The sequence below is a fragment of the Micromonospora sp. NPDC048947 genome (assembly GCF_040649495.1).
Taxonomy (GTDB): domain Bacteria; phylum Actinomycetota; class Actinomycetes; order Mycobacteriales; family Micromonosporaceae; genus Micromonospora; species Micromonospora alfalfae.
The window spans coordinates 555399-572695 of record NZ_JBEZFO010000001.1 but is presented as its reverse complement, the minus strand read 5'-3'; the positions used below and the strand labels follow the sequence as shown (position 1 = coordinate 572695).

Sequence of the window (17297 nt, the reverse complement as noted above, 5' to 3'; positions counted from 1 at the left end):
CGGAAGATGAAGATCGTCTCTGTCGACACACTGGTCGTCGACTTCTACCGTACGAACCTCGTCATCGTGCGGGTCCACACCGACGAGGGGATCATCGGGCTCGGTGAGGCCACCCTGGAGGGCAAGGAACGTGCCGTCCAGGGTGCCATCGCCGAACTGGCCGAGGCCGTTGTGGGCCTGGACCCCACCAGCATTTCGAAGATCCTCTACGAGACCGCGCGGGACTGGTACTGGCGCGGCGGGCCGGTGATCATGACGGCGTTGAGTTCGCTGGAGATGGCCCTCTGGGACATCTCCGCGCGCGAGCTCGGCGTACCGGTCTCCCGGCTCCTCGGCGGCGCGACCCGCGACCGGGTCCGCGCGTACGCAAATGGTTGGTTCTCCGGTGCCGTCACGCCGGAGGACTACGCGGCCGCCGCGCGCCGGACGGTGCAGGCGGGTTTCCGGGGCCTCAAGTGGGACCCGTTCGAGAACTACGACATGACCATCACCACCGCCCAGTTGGATCGGGTGCTGGCCCAGATCGACGCCGTGCGTCAGGCGGTGGGCCGCGAGGTGGAGCTGTTCGTCGAGGGGCACGGACGCTTCGACGTCCGCCACGCCATCAAGGTGGCGAAGGAGATCGCCCAGTTCGACCCGGTGTGGTTCGAGGAGCCCTGCCCACCGGACAACCTCGATGCGCTCGTCGACATCCGCCGCGCGTCGCCGGTGCCGATCGCCGCGGGGGAGCGGTGGTACGGGCGGCAGGGCTTCGCGCCGGCGTTGGCCCGCCAGGCGGTCGACTTCGTCCAGCCCGATGTGACGCACGCCGGTGGGATCGCCGAGCTGGCCTTCATCTCCACGCTCGCCGCGACCAGCTACGTGGGCTTCGCACCGCACAACCCGAGTGGTCCACTCAGCACCGCCGCGACGCTGCAACTCGGGGCCACGTTGCCCAACTTCCGGTACCTGGAGATCATGGCGACCGACGTGCCCTGGCGTCCCGAGATCACCAACGAGCGGCTGGTGCTGACCGACGACGGCGACATCCTCATCCCGACCGGGATCGGCCTGGGCATCGAGGTGGACCTCGCGACGATCGAGCGGCATCCGTTCACACCGCACCCGCTGCGGATGTTCCAGGACGCCGTCTTCGACATCCGTCCCCGCGACGAGCGGTCCTTCTTCAACCTGGAGAGCGACTCATGACGCTGCCACGGCCCCGGGGGTCGGCCGCGGCCGCGGACTGGGTCGACACCGCCGCCGAAGCGTTGCCGGACGATGCCGACAGCGTCCTCGTCGGCCGGATCTGGGACCCGTCCGGCGGCGGCCCCTCCCCGGTGACCGTCCGCGACGGCGAGGTCATCGACATCAGCCACCGGTTCCCGACCGTCCGCGACATCTGCGAGCTGCCCGATCCCGCCGCGACGGTGGCCGGGCTCGACGGGCCGAGGGTGGGTGACTTCGGCGAGATACTGGCCAACACGGGGGCCGCGACCCGGGACCATGGCCGGCCCTGGTTGCTCGCCCCGGTCGACCTCCAGGCGCTCAAGGCCGCGGGCGTGACCTTCCCGGTCTCCATGATCGAGCGGGTGATCGAGGAACGGGCGCGGGGAGACCTGGCACTGGCGGCGGACATCCGGCACCGCATGCTCGCCGACGTCGGTGTCGACCTGCACAGTCTGGAGGCGGGCTCGCCGGAGGCGGATCGGCTCAAGAGTCTGCTGGTCGCCGAGGGCATGTGGAGCCAGTACCTGGAGGTGGGCATCGGCCCGGACGCCGAGATCTTCACCAAGGGGCAGATCCTCTCCGCCGTCGGCACCGCCGTACCGGTCGGCGTGCTTGCCGCGTCGACCTGGAACAACCCGGAACCCGAGGTCACGCTCATCGTCCAGTCCAGTGGCCGGATCGTCGGCGCCACCCTCGGCAACGACGTGAACCTGCGCGACATCGAGGGCCGCTCGGCGCTCCTGCTGCCCCTGGCGAAGGACAACAACGCCTCCTGTGCCCTCGGCCCCCTGATCCGGCTCTTCGACGACCGGTTCGGCATGGATCGGGTACGCGAACTCGAGGTGCGCCTGGAGGTTCGCGGCGAGGACGGCTTCCACCTGGAGGCGGTCTCGGAGATGACCCAGATGTCACGCGATCCCGAGGAACTGGTCCGGCAGCTGATCGGGCCGCACCACCACTATCCCGACGGCGCCGCGCTGATGCTCGGCACCATGTTCGCGCCCATCCAGGACCGGGACCGCCCCGGCGAGGGTTTCACCCACAAGGTCGACGACGTGGTACGGATCAGCTGCCCGGCGCTCGGCACCCTGGTCAACCGGGTGCGGCACGCGGAGGAGTGCGAGCCCTGGCACTTCGGCGTCCGCGATCTGATGGGCAATCTGGTGAGGAGAGGACTGCTGTGAACGTGGTCATGACTGTCGATCCGCGCGACGGTGAGCGTCGCGCGACGGAGCTCACCGAGACCGACGAGTCTCGGCTGGAGGTGATCGCCGGTCAGGCGTCCCCGGCGGCGCAGTGGCTGGCCGCGCGCGGGAGGCTCGGCCGCGCGGAGTTGCTGGACGCGATCGCCGCGTCGCTGGAGTCCCGTCGGGTGGACCTGGTCGCTGCCGCCGAGGCGGAGACCGGGCTGAGTCATGCGCGGCTCGACGGGGAACTCACCCGGGCGTCCCTGCAGTTCCGGATGTTCGGCGAGGTGCTGCGCGACGGAGCGTACGTCGAGGCCACCATCGACCACGTTGCCGACACACCGCTCGGCCGCGGCCCGGACCTACGGCGGATGCTGGTGCCCCTCGGACCGGTCGCCGTCTTCGGGGCCAGCAACTTCCCGTTCGCCTTCTCGGTCGCCGGCGGTGACACGGCCGCCGCGCTCGCCGCCGGGTGTCCGACGATCCTGAAGGCCCACCCGTCCCATCCGCTGACCTCGCACGCCTCCGCCGCTGCGATCGAGTCGGCCGTCCGCGACCTCGGCGGACCCGAGGGTGTCGTCGCGACCGTGTACGGGGAGCAGGCCGGCCGCGCGCTGGTGCGTCACCCGGCGATCCGCGCGGCCGCCCTGACCGGCTCGGTCAACGCCGCCCGTGTCATCCAGGCGGCCATCGACGAACGACCGGACCCCATTCCGCTGTACGCCGAACTGAGCAGTGTGAACCCGATCGTCGTCCTGCCCGACGCGGCCGCCGCCCGAGCGGACCAGATCGCCGAGGGACTGTTCGGCTCCTTCACGAACTCGGGCGGTCAGTTGTGCACCAAGCCCGGCCTGGCGTTCGTTCCGTCGGACCCGGGTGGTGACGGCCTGCTCGAGGCGCTGCGGGCGAGAGTCGACGCGTCGGGCGGCACGGTCCTGCTCAACGAGCGCATCCGGGACGCGTACCAGAACCGGTCCACCGAGTTCGAGCGGGCCGGCGCCCGGGTGTCGGCGCGGCCCACTGTCGAACCCGGGGCGGGCTTCACAGTGGCCCCGACCCTCCTGGAGGTCGGCCTCGCCGGCCTGACCGCCGAGATCGCCGACGAGTGCTTCGGCCCGCTTCTGGTCGTGGTCCGCTACGACGACGTCGCCGACCTCGACGCCGCGCTGGCCACCGTCCCGCCGTCGCTGACCGGCTCGCTTCACAGCGGGCCGGGCGACGACGCCGACGTGGTACGCCGACTGGTCGACGTGCTCGCCGCCCGCGCGGGTCGCATCGTCTTCGACGGCTACCCCACCGGTGTCCGGGTGTCGTGGGCCCAGCACCACGGTGGACCGTGGCCGTCGACAAACGCCGTGCACACGTCGGTGGGCGCCACGTCGATCCGACGGTTCCTCCGCCCGCTGGCGTGGCAGGACGCCCCGGCCTGGGTCCTCCCCGAGGAGTTGCGCGACGAGTACACCGCCATCTCCCGGCGAGTCGACGGGAGGTTGCAGCCAGCGGTCGAATAACTGCGTCTGCCGGTCTCTTCCGGGCGCGTTTCCGGGCCACCGGAACTGGCGCGCGAATTCCTTGACGACATTGACCCGACAGAGAATTCGCGCGCCAGTTTTCCTGGTGCCGCTGGAGCGCGCCCGAATTGTTTGGACGCGATTATCCGCTCCGATTTCCGTCTTGACCGTCAACGCAATTCATGGTTCTGTTTTGGACAGGGAACGATGTTAGCGCTCGCATGGCTGCATCGCTCGTTACTGGTATCCCTTCACCTCACCATCGAATGGTCGGTCGGCCGCTCGGTGCGGTCTGACCACACGCCGAAGAGGGAGCAGGAACATGCCCGTCGCACCTCCCCGTCCCCCGCTGCCGGCACGGACACGCCGGCTGATGCTCGCGCTGCTCGCCGCCGTCACCGCCCCGCCCGCCTCGGCCGCACCCCCCGCGCCCCTGGGCCCGACCGTCTACCAGTGCGGACGTCTCCGAGATCAGCCATAGACCAACGCTAGACTCGACGTGTGCAGCTCCGGTACAACTACCGGCTTTACCCGGATGGCGCCCAGCGTGAGGCGCTGGCGAAGGCGTTCGGGTGCGCGCGGGTGGTGTTCAACGACGGGCTGCGCGTGCGACAGGAAGCGCACGAGGCTGGCCTGCCGTACCCGACGGACGCCGAGCTGTCCAAGCGGGTCACCGTGGCCAAGTTGACCCCTGAGCGGGCGTGGCTGGGCGAGGTGTCGTCGGTGGTGTTGCAGCAGGCCCTTGCGGACCTGAACAAGGCCTACCGCACCTTCTTCGCCTCGCTGTCGGGCAAGCGCAAGGGTCGCAAGGTCGCCGCTCCCCGGTTCCGGTCCCGTAAGGACAGCCGGCAGGCCGTCCGGTTCACCGCCAACGCCCGGTTCAAGGTCCTCGACAACGGTCGACTGCGGCTGCCGAAGATCGGCGACCTGGAAGTCCGTTGGTCGCGGGAGTTGCCGGCCGCGCCGACGTCGGTGACCGTGGTCCGAGACGCCGCCGGTCGGCACTTCGCCTCGTTCGTGGTGCAGACCGCCGACCAGTCGTTGCCTGAGCTGGAGTCGGAGGTCGGCATCGACTTGGGGTTGACGCACTTCGCCGTGATGTCCGACGGGACGAAGGTGAGCGCGCCGAAGTTCCTGCGCCGTGCAGCCCGCAAGCTGCGCCGGTTGCAGCAGGGCTTGTCCCGTAAGCAGCGGGGCAGCAACAACCGCAAGAAGGCCGTCCGGAAGGTCGCCCGGGCGCACGCGAAGGTGGCCGACACCCGGCGGGACTGGCAGCACAAGCTTTCGACGCAGATCATCCGCGACAACCAAGCGGTGTTCGTCGAGGACCTGTGCGTGACCGGTCTCGCCCGGACACGGTTGGCGAAGTCGGTGCACGACGCCGGATGGTCGCAGTTCGCGGCCATGCTGGAGTACAAGGCCGCCCGGCACGGGCGCACCTTCGCCCGGGTAGATCGGTTCTTCCCGTCGACCCGCATGTGCTCGGACTGCGGCCGGATCAACGACAAGATGGCGCTCAACGTCCGGACGTGGGGCTGCCCATGCGGCAGCCTGCACGACCGAGACGTGAACGCCGCCAAGAACATCAGGGCCGCCGGACGGGCGGACCTCAACGACCGTGGAGCGCAGGTAAGACCGGCACCCGTGCCGGCACCGCGCAGGGAAGCGGTAACCCGCCGGGAGCTTGCCCCTTCGGGGGCGTAGCAGACCGGAATCTCCGCCCTCCAGGGCAGAGAGGGCGTCAAGCGTTCACCCACGACTGTCGACTTTCTACGCGGGTGACACGCACCTCGGGTCGGCCCCGGTGCACCACGGCGTCGCCCGGCTGAAGAAGACCGTCCATGGTGAGCTGAACGCGCCGGTGGTCGCCCGCTACCAGGGCGACAAGCTCTTCAACGACTCCCACAGCTCCCCGGTCGACGCCCGGTAACAACGGGCTCGACGCCGTACTCCCTGTGGTGGGGAAGCCCCGGCCGCGCACCCCTGGTGATAGCCAGGGTGTGCGCGGCCGGGGCACGTCCCGGTCCGCAGGGCCGGCGGTTCGTCAGCCGGTCACTGCGTCGTGTCGGTGGCGCTCAGTCGCAGCATGGTCCAGGACGCCGGCGCGAGAGTGAGCTGGACGCTGGCGTCGGTGCCGCGTGCCGTGCCGTTGGGGCGCGGCGCGGCGTGGTCCGGGCCGTCGGCCGTGTTCTTGGCGTGCAGGTCGGTGCCGCCGACGGTGACGCACTCGATGATGTGGCTGACCTGCGCGCCGGCGACGTCGATTGTCACCTCGGCCGGAGTGTCGAGGGCGCGGTTGACGAGGAAGACGGTCATCTCCCCGGTGGCGTCGTCCCAGGTGGAGACCGCGTCGACAGCGTCGACCTCACCGTAGCGGTCGGTGGTCGTCGTGCTGCCCTCGCGCAGCACGTCCAACACTGTGCCCTGAGCGTGCCGGGCGGTGCGGGCGAAGGGGTGGAAGATGGTCTGCCGCCAGGCCGAGCCGCCCGTCTCGGTCATGATCGGTGCGATGACGTTCACCAGTTGGGCCTGGCAGGCCGCGCTCACCCGGTCGCTGTGCCGGAGCAGGCTGATGAGCAGGCCGCCGACGACGACCGCGTCGGCCACGCTGTAGTGGTCCTCTAGCAGGGCCGGCGCGACAGGCCAGTCCTCGCCGCTCGGGGGCGTGGACGGGGCGGCGGACTGGTACCAGACGTTCCACTCGTCGAACGCGATCATGATCTTCTTGGTGGACCGGCGGATCGCTCCGACCGAGTCGGCGATGGCGGTGACGGCGTCGATGTACCTGTCCATGTCCTCGGCCGAGGCGAGGAAGCTGGCCAGGTCGTCGTCGACCGGCTGGTAGTACGCGTGCAGCGAGATCAGGTCGACGTCGTCGTACGCCTCGGTGAGCACGTCGCGCTCCCAGCTGCCGAAGGTCGGCATTCCGAGGTGTGAGGAGCCGCAGGCGACGAGTTCGAGATCGGGATCGAAGCGACGCATGGCCTTCGCGGTCTGCGCCGCGAGCCGCCCGTACTCGGTAGCGCTGCGCTGGCCCACCTGCCACGGGCCGTCCATCTCGTTGCCCAGACACCACAGTTTGATCCCGTACGGATCGACAGCGCCGTTGTCGCGGCGCTGGTCGGCGAGGTGGCTCCCACCGCGGTGATTGGCGTACTCGAGCAGGTCGACGGCCTCGGCGGTGCCACGGGTGCCGAGGTTGACCGCCATGATCGGATCCACGCCGGCCTTGCCGACCCAGCGCATGAACTCGTCGAGCCCGAATGCGTTGGTCTCCAGGCTGTGCCAGGCGAGGTCGAGCCTCGCCGGTCGTTTGTCGACGGGGCCAACGCCGTCCTCCCAGCGGTAGGAGGAGACGAAGTTGCCGCCGGGATAGCGGACCGTGGTGACGCCCAACTCGCGCACCAGCTCAAGGACGTCGCCCCGGAAGCCGTCGGCGTCGGCCGTCGGGTGTCCCGGCTCGTAGATCCCGTTGTAGACGCAGCGACCCAGGTGCTCCACGAACGAGCCGAAGAGCCGACGCGGCACCGGTGCGACGCGTCGGCGGGGGTCCAGGGTCAGGCGTGCCGTGTTCACGACGTTCTCCGGCGCGCTGTCGTGGTGGGTGTTCAGGGCTGGCTCCCTTCGTGCGGGTCCGACGCGAAGGTCTGTGCCCGAGCGCCGGGACCGAGGGGTGGTGGAGGCGGTGTGAGCTCTGGACAACGTGATCGTCTTCGATTACGTTCTCGATCTATGTAAACGTTACCGATTACGTTTACGTAAGGGAACACGGCACCTGGATCAATGTCCGGCTGGCACGGCCCCACGGCCATGCCGCCCCAGCTGACCGGGTGTCCGCTCCCACCCGCCTCGCCGCCACCGCTTCCCTGGCGTCCTCCGCAGCGCGCGTCCAGACGCCGGCGGCGTGGTGACCGACGAGGCCGAAAGACCAGCTTGTCGCGGTGATTGGGGTGACCGGGTGACAACCGTTGAGCCGGAGATCGAGGCGACCTACGCGGATGCGACAGCGCCCGTCGACCAACGGGTGTCGGATCTGCTGACCCGGATGACCCGCGAGGAGAAGCTCGCGCAACTCGGCAGCACGTGGGCGTTCACAGTGCTGGAGGGTGGACGGTTCGCGGCGGAGCGGGCCCGGCCGATCCTTCGACACGGCCTGGGGCACGTGACCCGCGTCGCGGGCGCGACCAGCCTGAAGGCGGCGCAGGTGGCGCGGGCCGCCAACGCGATCCAGCGCTTCCTGGTCAGCGAGACCCGGCTGGGGATCCCGGCCATAGTGCACGAGGAGGTCTGCTCGGGGGTCATGGCCCGCGAGGCGACCATCTTCCCGCAGGCGATCGGCGTCGCGAGCACCTGGGCGCCGGAGCTCAACCGGCAGCTGGCCGACACCGTTCGCGCACAGATGCGCGCCATGGGAAGCCACCAGGGGCTCTCGCCGGTGCTGGACGTGGTGCGCGACCCACGGTGGGGCCGGACGGAGGAGACCTACGGCGAGGACCCGTACCTGGTGTCCCGGATGGGCGTGGCGTTCGTCCGGGGCCTGCAGGGCACCGACCTGACCGACGGCGTCCTCGCCACCGCCAAGCACTTCGTCGGCTACGGGGCGTCCGAGGGTGGGCTGAACTGGGCGCCGGCCCACCTGCCGCCGCGTCTGCTGCGCGAGGTGTACCTGTACCCGTTCGAGGCGGCGGTCCGCGACGGCGGGCTCCAGTCGGTGATGGCCGGCTACCACGAACTCGACGGCGTCCCGTGCCATGCCAACCAGGAGCTCCTCGCCGACGTCCTGCGTGGGCAGTGGGGCTTCACGGGCAGCGTGGTCTCCGACTACTTCGCCGTCAACGACCTCCACTCGTACCACCACTTCGCGCAGGACAAGCAGCAGGCCGCGACGGTGGGCCTCGGCGCGGGCGTGGACGTCGAGCTTCCGGCGACGGACGCGTACGCGGATGCCCTCACCCGCGCCCTGGACGCCGGCGAGGTCAGCGAGGCCCAGCTCGACGAGGCTGTCGGACGGATCCTTCGGCACAAGGTCGAACTCGGGCTCTTCGAGAACCCGTACGTCGACGAGGAAGCGGCCGCTGCGACGGCCAACGCCGAGCGGCACCGGGACGTGGCGCTGGAGATCGCCCGCCGCAGCCTCGTCCTGCTCAAGAACGACGGCGTCCTGCCGCTGCTCGGGGAAGCCGGAACTGTCGCGCTCATCGGCCCGAACGCCGACGACGCCCGACACCTGCTCGGTGACTACTCGTTCGCGGCCCACATCGAGGCGTTGGCCGCGGCGCGTAAGCGGCGTGGCCTGCTCGGCGAGATGATGACGATCCCGGATGATCTGGAGATCGACGAGAGCACCGACGGTGTGCCGACGGTGCGTGACGAACTCGCGGCGCGGCTGGGCGACCGGCTGCGCTTCGCCCCGGGCTGCGACGTGCTCGATCCGTCGACCGAGGGGTTCGCCGAGGCGGTAGCGGTCGCCGCGGCGGCAGACGTCGCGGTGCTGGTCGTGGGGGACCGCTCGGGAGTGACGCGCGAGGCCACCACGGGGGAGTCGCGGGACCGGTCCAGTCTGGACCTGCCGGGCGTGCAGGAAGAGCTGCTGCGTGCCGTCGTCGCCACCGGCACGCCCGTCGTTGCGGTGCTCGTCGCCGGCCGACCCGTCGGCAGTGACTTCCTGCACGAGGAGTGCGCCGCCGTGCTGATGGCCTGGTTGCCGGGGGAGACCGGGGCGCAGGCGATCGCCGAGGTGCTCCTCGGTGCTGTGAACCCGAGCGGAAGGCTGCCGATCTCGTACCCCCGCGGCGTGGGCCAGATCCCCGTCTTCTACGGCCACAAGGTGTCCGGCGGGCGGTCACACTGGCACGGCGACTACGTGGACTCGCCGGTCGCCCCGCGATACGCCTTCGGCCACGGCCTCGGGTACACCTCGTTCGTTATCGAGGACGCCACGGTGGAGAGCGCCGAGGTCCGCGCCGGGGACAGCGTCGGTGTCGAGATCACTGTCACCAACACCGGACACCGGGCGGGGGAGCAGGTGGTGCAGCTCTACGTCCGCGACCCGCAGGCCACGATCACCCGGCCGGTGCTGGAGCTGAAGGCCTTCGTCCGCGTCGAGGCCGCCGCCGGCCAGCGGCTGGCGGTACGGTTCGCGCTCCCCACCGGCCAGCTCGGTTTCTACGACCGGAGCATGGCGTACGCGGTGGAGGCAGGGCAGATCGAGGTGTACGTCGGCTTCTCGGCTGTCGACCATACCCATGCCGGCACCTTTGTCATCAGTGTGGACCGGGACCGGCCGACGCCGAAGGTCTTTACCGGGATCGTTGAAGTTCGGCAACTGTGATCGTTCACCCGGGTCGGGGAATGGTTCTTGACGGAGTGTGCCGTCCTGTTGTCAACGGGTAGCACCAACGCGGAAATCGAGCCCCACTCTGAACCCCGGCAGAGGATGCCGATTGCGTTATCCGCAACGGCGTCCGAGCGTCAATCCCGCCCTCGGGAGTGTCCAGTTGGGACGTTCTTCTCGATGGTCGGGTAAGGACGAAGAGGTCTTGTGTTCGTAATCGTTCTCAGTTACGTTTGCAACATCCTGGAAACGTAACCGATAACGATTGCAGTCCAGAGAGAGCGGCATGATTGAAGTCAATGCACCGGTGACAATGAGTGATGTCGCCCGAGCTGCCGGCGTTTCCACCGCCACGGTCTCGCGCGTCGTCAACGGGCATTACGGCGTCAGCGCTCGCACAGTCGCTCAGGTGCGCTCCGCCATCGAGCAGCTCGGCTACGAGTCGAGCCTGGTGGCCACCAGCCTTCGGCGCAGCCGCACCAACGTTCTGGGCCTGGTGGCGCACAGCTTCCAGTCGTACACGGCGGAAGTGCTCAAGGGCGTGATGAAGGCGCTGAGCCGCTCGGGCTTCGATCTGATCATCTACGCCAACAGCGACCTCTACGGGTCGTATTCGGAGGGTTGGGAGCAGCGGCACCTGACCCGGCTGTCGGGCACCCTCACCGACGGGTGCATCGTCGTCACGCCCTGGGGCGAGGTCCGGAGCCGGACGCCGGTCGTGGCCATCGACCCGGTGCGGGGCTCGACGGCACCCTCGGTGATTTCCGACAACCTCGCTGGCGCCACCACGGCGGTCGAGCACCTGCTCGGCCTGGGCCATCGGCGCATCGGGTTCATCGCCGGCCGCGACAGCCTGGCCTCGGCCTGGTCGCGGGAGGAGGGATACCGGGCCGCGCTGACCACCGCCGGGGTTCCGGTCGACCCGACACTGATCGGCCGAGGAGATTTCAACCCCGAGTCGGCGACTCCGCTGGCCCGCGTCCTGCTGCAACGACCGGACCCACCATCGGCGATCTTCGCGGCGAGCGACGGGATGGCCTTCAAGGTTCTGGTGGTCGCCAGGGAACTGGGGTTCTCGGTGCCGGGGGACCTGTCCGTCGTGGGGTTCGACAACATCCCCGAGTCGGCGTTGACCCGGCCGGGCCTGACCACAGTGGACCAGTCGATGTATCAGCTCGGGTACGAAGCCGCGCGGATGCTGAAGTCACTGGTGACCGGCGAGTGGGACGAGCCGGGCCAGATCGTGCTTCCGACCAGCCTCGTCGTGCGCGACTCCACCGCGCCACCGAAGAGCGCGCCACGACCATGACATCAGCCCATTGGTGCACGAGCCTGGTCGCTCCCGACAGAGCGATCAGGTCAGGTGTGCCAGTGGCAGCAGCCCGAAGGAGGTGCACGCAGCACACACGGCCAGATCCACAGGTGAGTTGAGCCGGTCAGTCGGGTCGCATCCGCTGCCGGCACACGAAAGGAGTGGAGTGTGACTACCGAACAGTATCACGGGCGTTCACGCCGTCTGGGCGTACGCCGGCGGCTCTCGGCGGCGTTCACCGCCGGGGTCATCGCCACCGCGGCGGTGCTCATCGCGCCGCAACCGGCCGCGGCGGACACGCCGTGGCTGGACGTGTCCGCGGACCGCTACGCCACGTTCGCCGTCCCGGCGGCGTACGTCCAGGAGAACCTGGGCACCGTCTCGCAGGTCGTCGTGGAGGGAAACTTCGGGCCGTCGGCCAGTTGGGCGGAGTTCGGTCTGACCCGCCGGGGTGACGTGTGGTCGGGTGTTCTCGGCGCCCTGGAGCCCGGGCTGTACAACTACCAGCTCACGGCCGACGACACCTTGACCATCAAGGACCCGACGAACAGCACTGGTGTCGCGTCCAACCCGCTCCTGAGCACCTTCTTCATCGCGGGTGACTCGGCCCGGTGGCTGCTCGACGCGCCGGCCGGCACCGGCGGGAAGATCGAGACGCTGACCTACCGGACCAGGAACGCGCAGCGCTCCGCAGTGGTCTGGACGCCGCCGGGTTACGCGGCCAAGGGCTCCAAGGGATACCCGGCGCTCTTCCTGCAGTCGGGTGACGGTGTGGCCGCCACCGACTGGCTCGATCTCGGCCGATCCAAGCAGATCCTCGACAACCTCTCGGCCGCGGGCGCCATGAGCCCGATGGTGGTGGTGCTCAACAACGCCGACGCCTCGGACGACAAGGAGTTGAAGGACCTCCGGAAGGCGGTCACCGACAACTATCGGGTGCTTCGCGATCCGGCGCACCAGGCGATCGCGGGTGTGTCCGACGGCGCCACGCAGGCGTTGCGGGCCGCGCTCACCAGGCCGGGCCAGTTCGGTTACGTCGGTTGGTTCTCCGGCACGTCGGCTCCGACGATCGACCGGAAGGACGCCAAGGCGATCAACCGCGGCGTCAAGCTGCTCCGCCTGTACACCGGCAACGTCACCGATCCCGCTCACAACCCCACCTACCGGCTGACGAAGGCGCTGGGCCGCGCCGACGTCCGGTTCGAGTTCGACGGGGTCAACCCCGATGGCGGCGCGACCTGGACCACCTGGCAGGAGAACCTCGTCGACTTCGCGCCGCGGTTGTTCCGGCACGTGGCCGACCACGGGCCGAGTCCCGGTCACACGCAGTTCAAGGGCGAGTTCAACCCGCCACCGGCCGGCACCACCCCGACGCCCTTCGTCACCGAGGACGGGTTCGTCACCTTCGAGACCACCACGGACTTCGCTGACGCTCAGCACGTCACCGTCTGGGCGAACGTTGCGCCGGGCGGCAGTTGGCTGCGACTGCCACTGACCCGCGACGGTGACCGGTGGCGGGCAACAGTGGGCCCGCTGAAGCCCTGGTTCTACTACTACCGGCTGATCGTGGACCGGGTCGCGGTCAAGGACGCCTCGAACCCGACGAGAGTCACCACCGAGCCGACGTGGAGCACCTTCTTCATTCCCGGGCCTGGTGCCCGACTGCTCGCGGACGTGCCCGCCGGTCGGGGCGGAACCGTCGAGAGCATGACCTACACCAGCACGGTGGCCGGCCAGGACCGGACCGCGCTGGTCTGGACCCCACCGGGGTACGACCCGAACCGGGCGCAGCCGTACCCCGTCCTCTACCTCCAGCACGGCGGTGGCCAGAACTACACGGACTGGGTCGAGATGGGCCGTGCCAAGCAGATCCTCGACAACCAGTTCCTCGACGGCGACCTCACGCCGATGGTTGTCGTGATGGGCAACGGCAACTCGTCGAACTTCAACAGTGAGTTGCGGGAGAACATCGTTCCGACGGCCCGTACCCGCTACAACATCTCCAGCGATCCGTCGCAGCAGGCCCTCGCCGGCCTGTCGATGGGCGGCGGGCAGGCGTTCGGGGTGCTGCGGGCCTACCCGGGCGAGTTCGCCTACGTCGCCGCGTTCTCGGCCGGTTTCGGCAGCGGCACCGGCGTCGACGTGGCGGCGATCAACGACGGCACCAAGATGCTGCGCCTCTACGTCGGTGACCAGACCGACTTCGTGTACCCGAGCTTCATGGCATCGCTGACCACGTTGGACAACCTCGGTATCCGCTACGAGTTCGACGGGGTCACCCCCGGGCCGCACGGCTGGGACGTGTGGCAGAAGAACCTCATCGACCTGGCGCCCCGTCTGTTCAAGCGCTAGGAGCCGTCGTCGGCGACGCCACCGGGAGCAGGGCTTCCTGCCCCCGGTGGCGCCCGCCAGCGCATGGATGCAGTGCACCGCCATCGCCGAAGGGAACCATCTCAATGAAGAGAAGACGAATACTCGCCACGGTAGCCATGCTCGCGGCGGGGACCGGCCTCGTCGCCTGCTCCTCCGACGAGGGCGGCAGCGACGCGAGCAATTGCACGAACACCATCACCAAGCAGAACGTGCCGGTCGTGACGATGTGGGGCTGGTACCCCAACACTCAACTCGTCGTCGACAACTTCAACAAGCAGCACGACGATGTGCAGGTCTGCTGGACCAACGTCGGCCAGGGCAGCGACGAGTACGACAAGTTTCAGACCGCCATCTCGGCGGGCACCGGCGCACCCGACGTGATCATGGTCGAGGCGGACCGGATCCCGACGTTCCAGATCCAGGGCGCGCTCGTCGACATCAAGCAGTACGGCTTCGACGCCGTCAAGGCCAACTACAGCGACGGCGCCTGGAAGGACGTGTCGGTCGGCGACAAGGTCTACGGCGTCCCTGTCGACGGCGGTCCGGTGGCGATGATCTACCGCAAGGACATCTTCGACAAGTACAAGATCACGCCGCCGAAGACCTGGGCCGAGTACGAGCAGGCCGCGCAGAAGGTCAAGGACGCCGGCGGTCCGCTCTTCGGGGACTTCGGCGCGAACGTCCCGGCGGTCCTGATGGCGCTGCAGATCCAGAAGGGCGCCACGCCCTTCACCTCCGATCCGGCGCAGTCGAACGCCATCGGTGTGAAGCTCAACGACCAGGCGTCCAAGGACGTGCTGGACTACTGGGGTGGCCTGGCGAAGAAGGGCCTGGTCGGCACGCAGAACCAGTTCACCCCGGAGTACATCTCCGGCGTGATCAACGGCAACTACGCGACGTACATCTCGGCGGCGTGGGCACCCGGCTACCTCACCGGCGCGGGCGTCGGCAAGGGCCAGGACACCGGCAAGTTCGCTGTGGCCCCGCTGCCGCAGTGGGACCTGGCCAACCCGGTGCAGGTGAACTGGGGCGGGTCGGCGTTCTCGGTGACCAAGCAGGCGAAGAAGCCGGAGCTGGCCGCGAAGGTCGCCTACGGGCTCTACGCCGACAAGGAGTCGCTCACCGACGGCTGGACCAACCAGATCATCTTCCCGCTGAACCTCACGGCGCTCAAGGATCCCGCCTTCGTCGACCTGAAGGTGGCGTTCTTCGGCGGCCAGCAGGCGAACAAGGAGGTTTACGTCCCCGCCGCCGACGCCTACCAGGGCGTCCAGTACGCCCCCTTCGGCCAGTACTACCTCGACGCCATGGAAAAGCAGGTCAGCGAGGTCATCAAGGGCTCCGTCACCGGTTCGCAGGCTGCCGACCGGCTCCAGGAGGACGTGGCGAAGTACGCCAAGGAACAAGGCTTCACCGTTCAGTGACCGGATGGGTGGGCCGCGTCGACACTGGCCGGCCGGCCCACCCGCCCCCCTCAGCGTCCACGTCCCGGAGACCAAAGATGACACTCCTGACCGAGAAGCGCGCACCGCGTCCTCAGCCTGAGACGCGCAAGATCCGTGGCAAGGTGCACCTCCGCGAACACCTGATGGGGTGGCTCTTCGTCGGGCCGTTCGGGATCGTGTTCCTGGCGTTCCTCATCGCACCCCTGGCGTACGCGCTGTACCTCAGTCTCTTTCAGAAGAAGCTGATCGGCGGCACCAGCTTCGTTCTCTTCGACAACTACGTGAAGGCGTTCACCGACCCGAGCTTCCTGTCCGGGGTGTGGTTCGTCATCCGCTTCTCGCTGGTCTCGATCCCACTGCAGATCCTCATCGCGCTCGCGCTGGCCCTCATCCTGGATGCGGTGACCACGGCGTTCGCTCGCTTCTCCCGCCTCATGATCTTTCTTCCGTACGCGATCCCCACCGTCATCGGGGCCGTGATGTGGGGGTTCCTCTACAGCAAGGGCTTCGGCCCGCTCACCGACATCTTCGGGCTGTTCGGCGCCACCGCGCCCGACTTCCTGAGCAGCGACCTGATCTTCTACGGGCTGCTCAATGTCGTCACCTGGCAGTGGGCCGGCTACTACATGATCATCCTGTACGCGGCGTTGCAGGGCGTCGACCCGACGCTCTACGAGGCGGCCCGGATGGACGGCGCCGGACGGTGGCAGATCGCGACCCGGATCAAGATCCCGCTGATCGCGCCCGCCCTGATCCTCATCCTGGTCTTCTCGCTCATCGGCACCCTGCAGTTCTTCAACGAACCGCAGATCCTGCGATACCTCGCTGCGGGCGCCATCGGCTCGGACTTCACCCCGAACATGTACGCGTACCAACAGGCGTTCTCGCTCGCCAACTTCAACTACGGGTCGGCGATCTCCTTCGCCCTCGGCGGCGTCGTGTTCATCTGCGTGTACGCCTTCCTGTTCTTCACCCGCAAGCGGAGGAGCTTCCTGTAGATGACCGACCACACCAGCGTCCGCGCCGGCGCCCGCCGACCGCAGCGCTATCTCCCGATGCAGATCCTGCTCGGCTTCCTGGTGATCTACTTCCTCGTACCGTTCTGGTGGGTCATCGTCAACAGCTCCAAGGACGCACCGGGCCTGTTCGGCGGCGGCAACACCCTCTGGTTCACCGACCAGATCGACTACCTGGGCAACCTCAGGCAGCTCTTCACCTACGACGGTGGCATCTACCTGCGGTGGATGCTCAACTCCACGCTCTACGCCATCGCCGGCGGCGTCGGCGCCACAGTCCTGGCGGTGATGGCCGGCTACGGGTTCGCCAAGTACCGGTTCGCCGCCCGACGCTTCAGCTTCGCTGTCGTGCTCGGCGCGCTGATGGTGCCCGCCACCGCCCTGGTCATCCCGACCTTCATCCTGTTCTCCCGGCTCGGCCTGACGAACACGGTCTGGGCGGTGATCCTCCCGTCGCTGCTCAACCCGTTCGGGGTCTACCTGATGCACGTGTACGCGCGCGACGCGGTGCCCGACGAACTCCTGGACGCGGCGCGGGTCGACGGTGCGGGGGAGCTGCGGACGTTCTTCCAGATCGCCCTTCCGCTGATGCGTCCCGCGGTGGTCACAGTGCTGCTGCTGTCGGCCGTGGCGTCCTGGAACAACTACTTCCTGCCGCTGGCCATGCTCTCCGACAACAGGCTCTTCCCGGTCACCGTCGGTCTTGGTCTCTGGCAGGGAATCGCGTCCGCGAACAACGCGGGAACCACCTCGCTGTGGAGCCTCATCATCCTGGGCTCCCTGGTGTCCGTGATCCCGCTGATCATCGCGTTCTTCAGCCTGCAACGACACTGGCGCGGCGGCCTCTCCGTCGGAGGTCTCCGGTAGGCCGCGTCGACGCCACCAGCCAATCCACCACACGCGCATTGAT

The 17297-nt window shown here is 68.6% G+C and carries 12 protein-coding genes; 11 read left to right on the top strand and 1 reads right to left on the bottom strand.

The window, feature by feature from the left end:
* Positions 1–6 precede the first annotated feature (6 nt).
* From AB0B98_RS02485 to AB0B98_RS02465, 5 genes are all read left to right on the top strand, one after another.
* Positions 7–1188, top strand: coding sequence for a mandelate racemase/muconate lactonizing enzyme family protein (locus AB0B98_RS02485; RefSeq protein WP_357360258.1), 1182 nt, complete (start codon positions 7–9; stop codon positions 1186–1188).
* Positions 1185–2393, top strand: coding sequence for a fumarylacetoacetate hydrolase family protein (locus tag AB0B98_RS02480; RefSeq protein ID WP_357360256.1), 1209 nt, complete (start codon positions 1185–1187; stop codon positions 2391–2393). Before AB0B98_RS02485 ends, AB0B98_RS02480 begins: the two co-directional genes overlap by 4 nt.
* Entirely contained in the window at positions 2390–3907 is a 1518-nt protein-coding gene (locus AB0B98_RS02475) for an aldehyde dehydrogenase family protein (protein WP_357360254.1), read from the top strand. The genes AB0B98_RS02480 and AB0B98_RS02475 overlap by 4 nt, the downstream gene beginning before the upstream one ends.
* Positions 3908–4408: 501 nt before the next feature.
* Positions 4409–5611: a transposase gene (locus AB0B98_RS02470; RefSeq protein ID WP_357360252.1), complete on the top strand. Its 1203-nt coding sequence runs from the start codon at positions 4409–4411 to the stop codon at positions 5609–5611.
* A gap of 100 nt (positions 5612–5711) precedes the next feature.
* Positions 5712–5837: a hypothetical protein gene (locus tag AB0B98_RS02465; RefSeq protein WP_357360250.1), complete on the top strand. Its 126-nt coding sequence runs from the start codon at positions 5712–5714 to the stop codon at positions 5835–5837.
* A gap of 122 nt (positions 5838–5959) precedes the next feature.
* Here the strand turns inward: AB0B98_RS02465 and AB0B98_RS02460 are convergent, their stop codons facing one another.
* Positions 5960–7483 (bottom strand): alpha-N-arabinofuranosidase, encoded by a 1524-nt coding sequence (locus tag AB0B98_RS02460; protein ID WP_357360248.1) that lies wholly within the window; start codon positions 7481–7483, stop codon positions 5960–5962.
* Between the two features lie 382 nt (positions 7484–7865).
* On the opposite strand from AB0B98_RS02460, the gene AB0B98_RS02455 reads away from it, so the two are divergent.
* From AB0B98_RS02455 to AB0B98_RS02430, 6 genes are all read left to right on the top strand, one after another.
* Positions 7866–10238 carry a glycoside hydrolase family 3 N-terminal domain-containing protein gene (locus AB0B98_RS02455; RefSeq protein WP_357360246.1) on the top strand — a complete coding sequence of 791 codons (2373 nt, stop codon included), beginning with the start codon at positions 7866–7868 and terminating at the stop codon, positions 10236–10238.
* Between the two features lie 289 nt (positions 10239–10527).
* Positions 10528–11550, top strand: coding sequence for a LacI family DNA-binding transcriptional regulator (locus tag AB0B98_RS02450; protein ID WP_357360244.1), 1023 nt, complete (start codon positions 10528–10530; stop codon positions 11548–11550).
* A 171-nt stretch (positions 11551–11721) separates the two neighbouring features.
* Positions 11722–13905, top strand: a complete 2184-nt coding sequence (locus tag AB0B98_RS02445; RefSeq protein ID WP_357360242.1) for an alpha/beta hydrolase-fold protein — start codon at positions 11722–11724, stop codon at positions 13903–13905.
* A gap of 104 nt (positions 13906–14009) precedes the next feature.
* Positions 14010–15350 carry an extracellular solute-binding protein gene (locus AB0B98_RS02440; RefSeq protein WP_357360240.1) on the top strand — a complete coding sequence of 447 codons (1341 nt, stop codon included), beginning with the start codon at positions 14010–14012 and terminating at the stop codon, positions 15348–15350.
* A 77-nt stretch (positions 15351–15427) separates the two neighbouring features.
* A complete protein-coding gene (locus tag AB0B98_RS02435; protein WP_238667825.1) occupies positions 15428–16369 on the top strand; it encodes a sugar ABC transporter permease in 942 nt (313 codons plus the stop codon).
* Positions 16370–17254: a carbohydrate ABC transporter permease gene (locus AB0B98_RS02430; RefSeq protein WP_238667824.1), complete on the top strand. Its 885-nt coding sequence runs from the start codon at positions 16370–16372 to the stop codon at positions 17252–17254. It begins immediately after the preceding gene.
* Positions 17255–17297: the final 43 nt, after the last annotated feature.

Excerpts from the sequence above, each read along its gene's own strand:
- AB0B98_RS02485 (WP_357360258.1), top strand. The coding sequence starts at position 7 with ATGAAGATCGTCTCTGTCGACACACTGGTCGTCGACTTCTACCGTACG.
- AB0B98_RS02480 (WP_357360256.1), top strand. The coding sequence starts at position 1,185 with ATGACGCTGCCACGGCCCCGGGGGTCGGCCGCGGCCGCGGACTGGGTC.
- AB0B98_RS02450 (WP_357360244.1), top strand. The coding sequence starts at position 10,528 with ATGATTGAAGTCAATGCACCGGTGACAATGAGTGATGTCGCCCGAGCT.
- AB0B98_RS02440 (WP_357360240.1), top strand. The coding sequence starts at position 14,010 with ATGAAGAGAAGACGAATACTCGCCACGGTAGCCATGCTCGCGGCGGGG.
- AB0B98_RS02435 (WP_238667825.1), top strand. The coding sequence starts at position 15,428 with ATGACACTCCTGACCGAGAAGCGCGCACCGCGTCCTCAGCCTGAGACG.
- AB0B98_RS02430 (WP_238667824.1), top strand. The coding sequence starts at position 16,370 with ATGACCGACCACACCAGCGTCCGCGCCGGCGCCCGCCGACCGCAGCGC.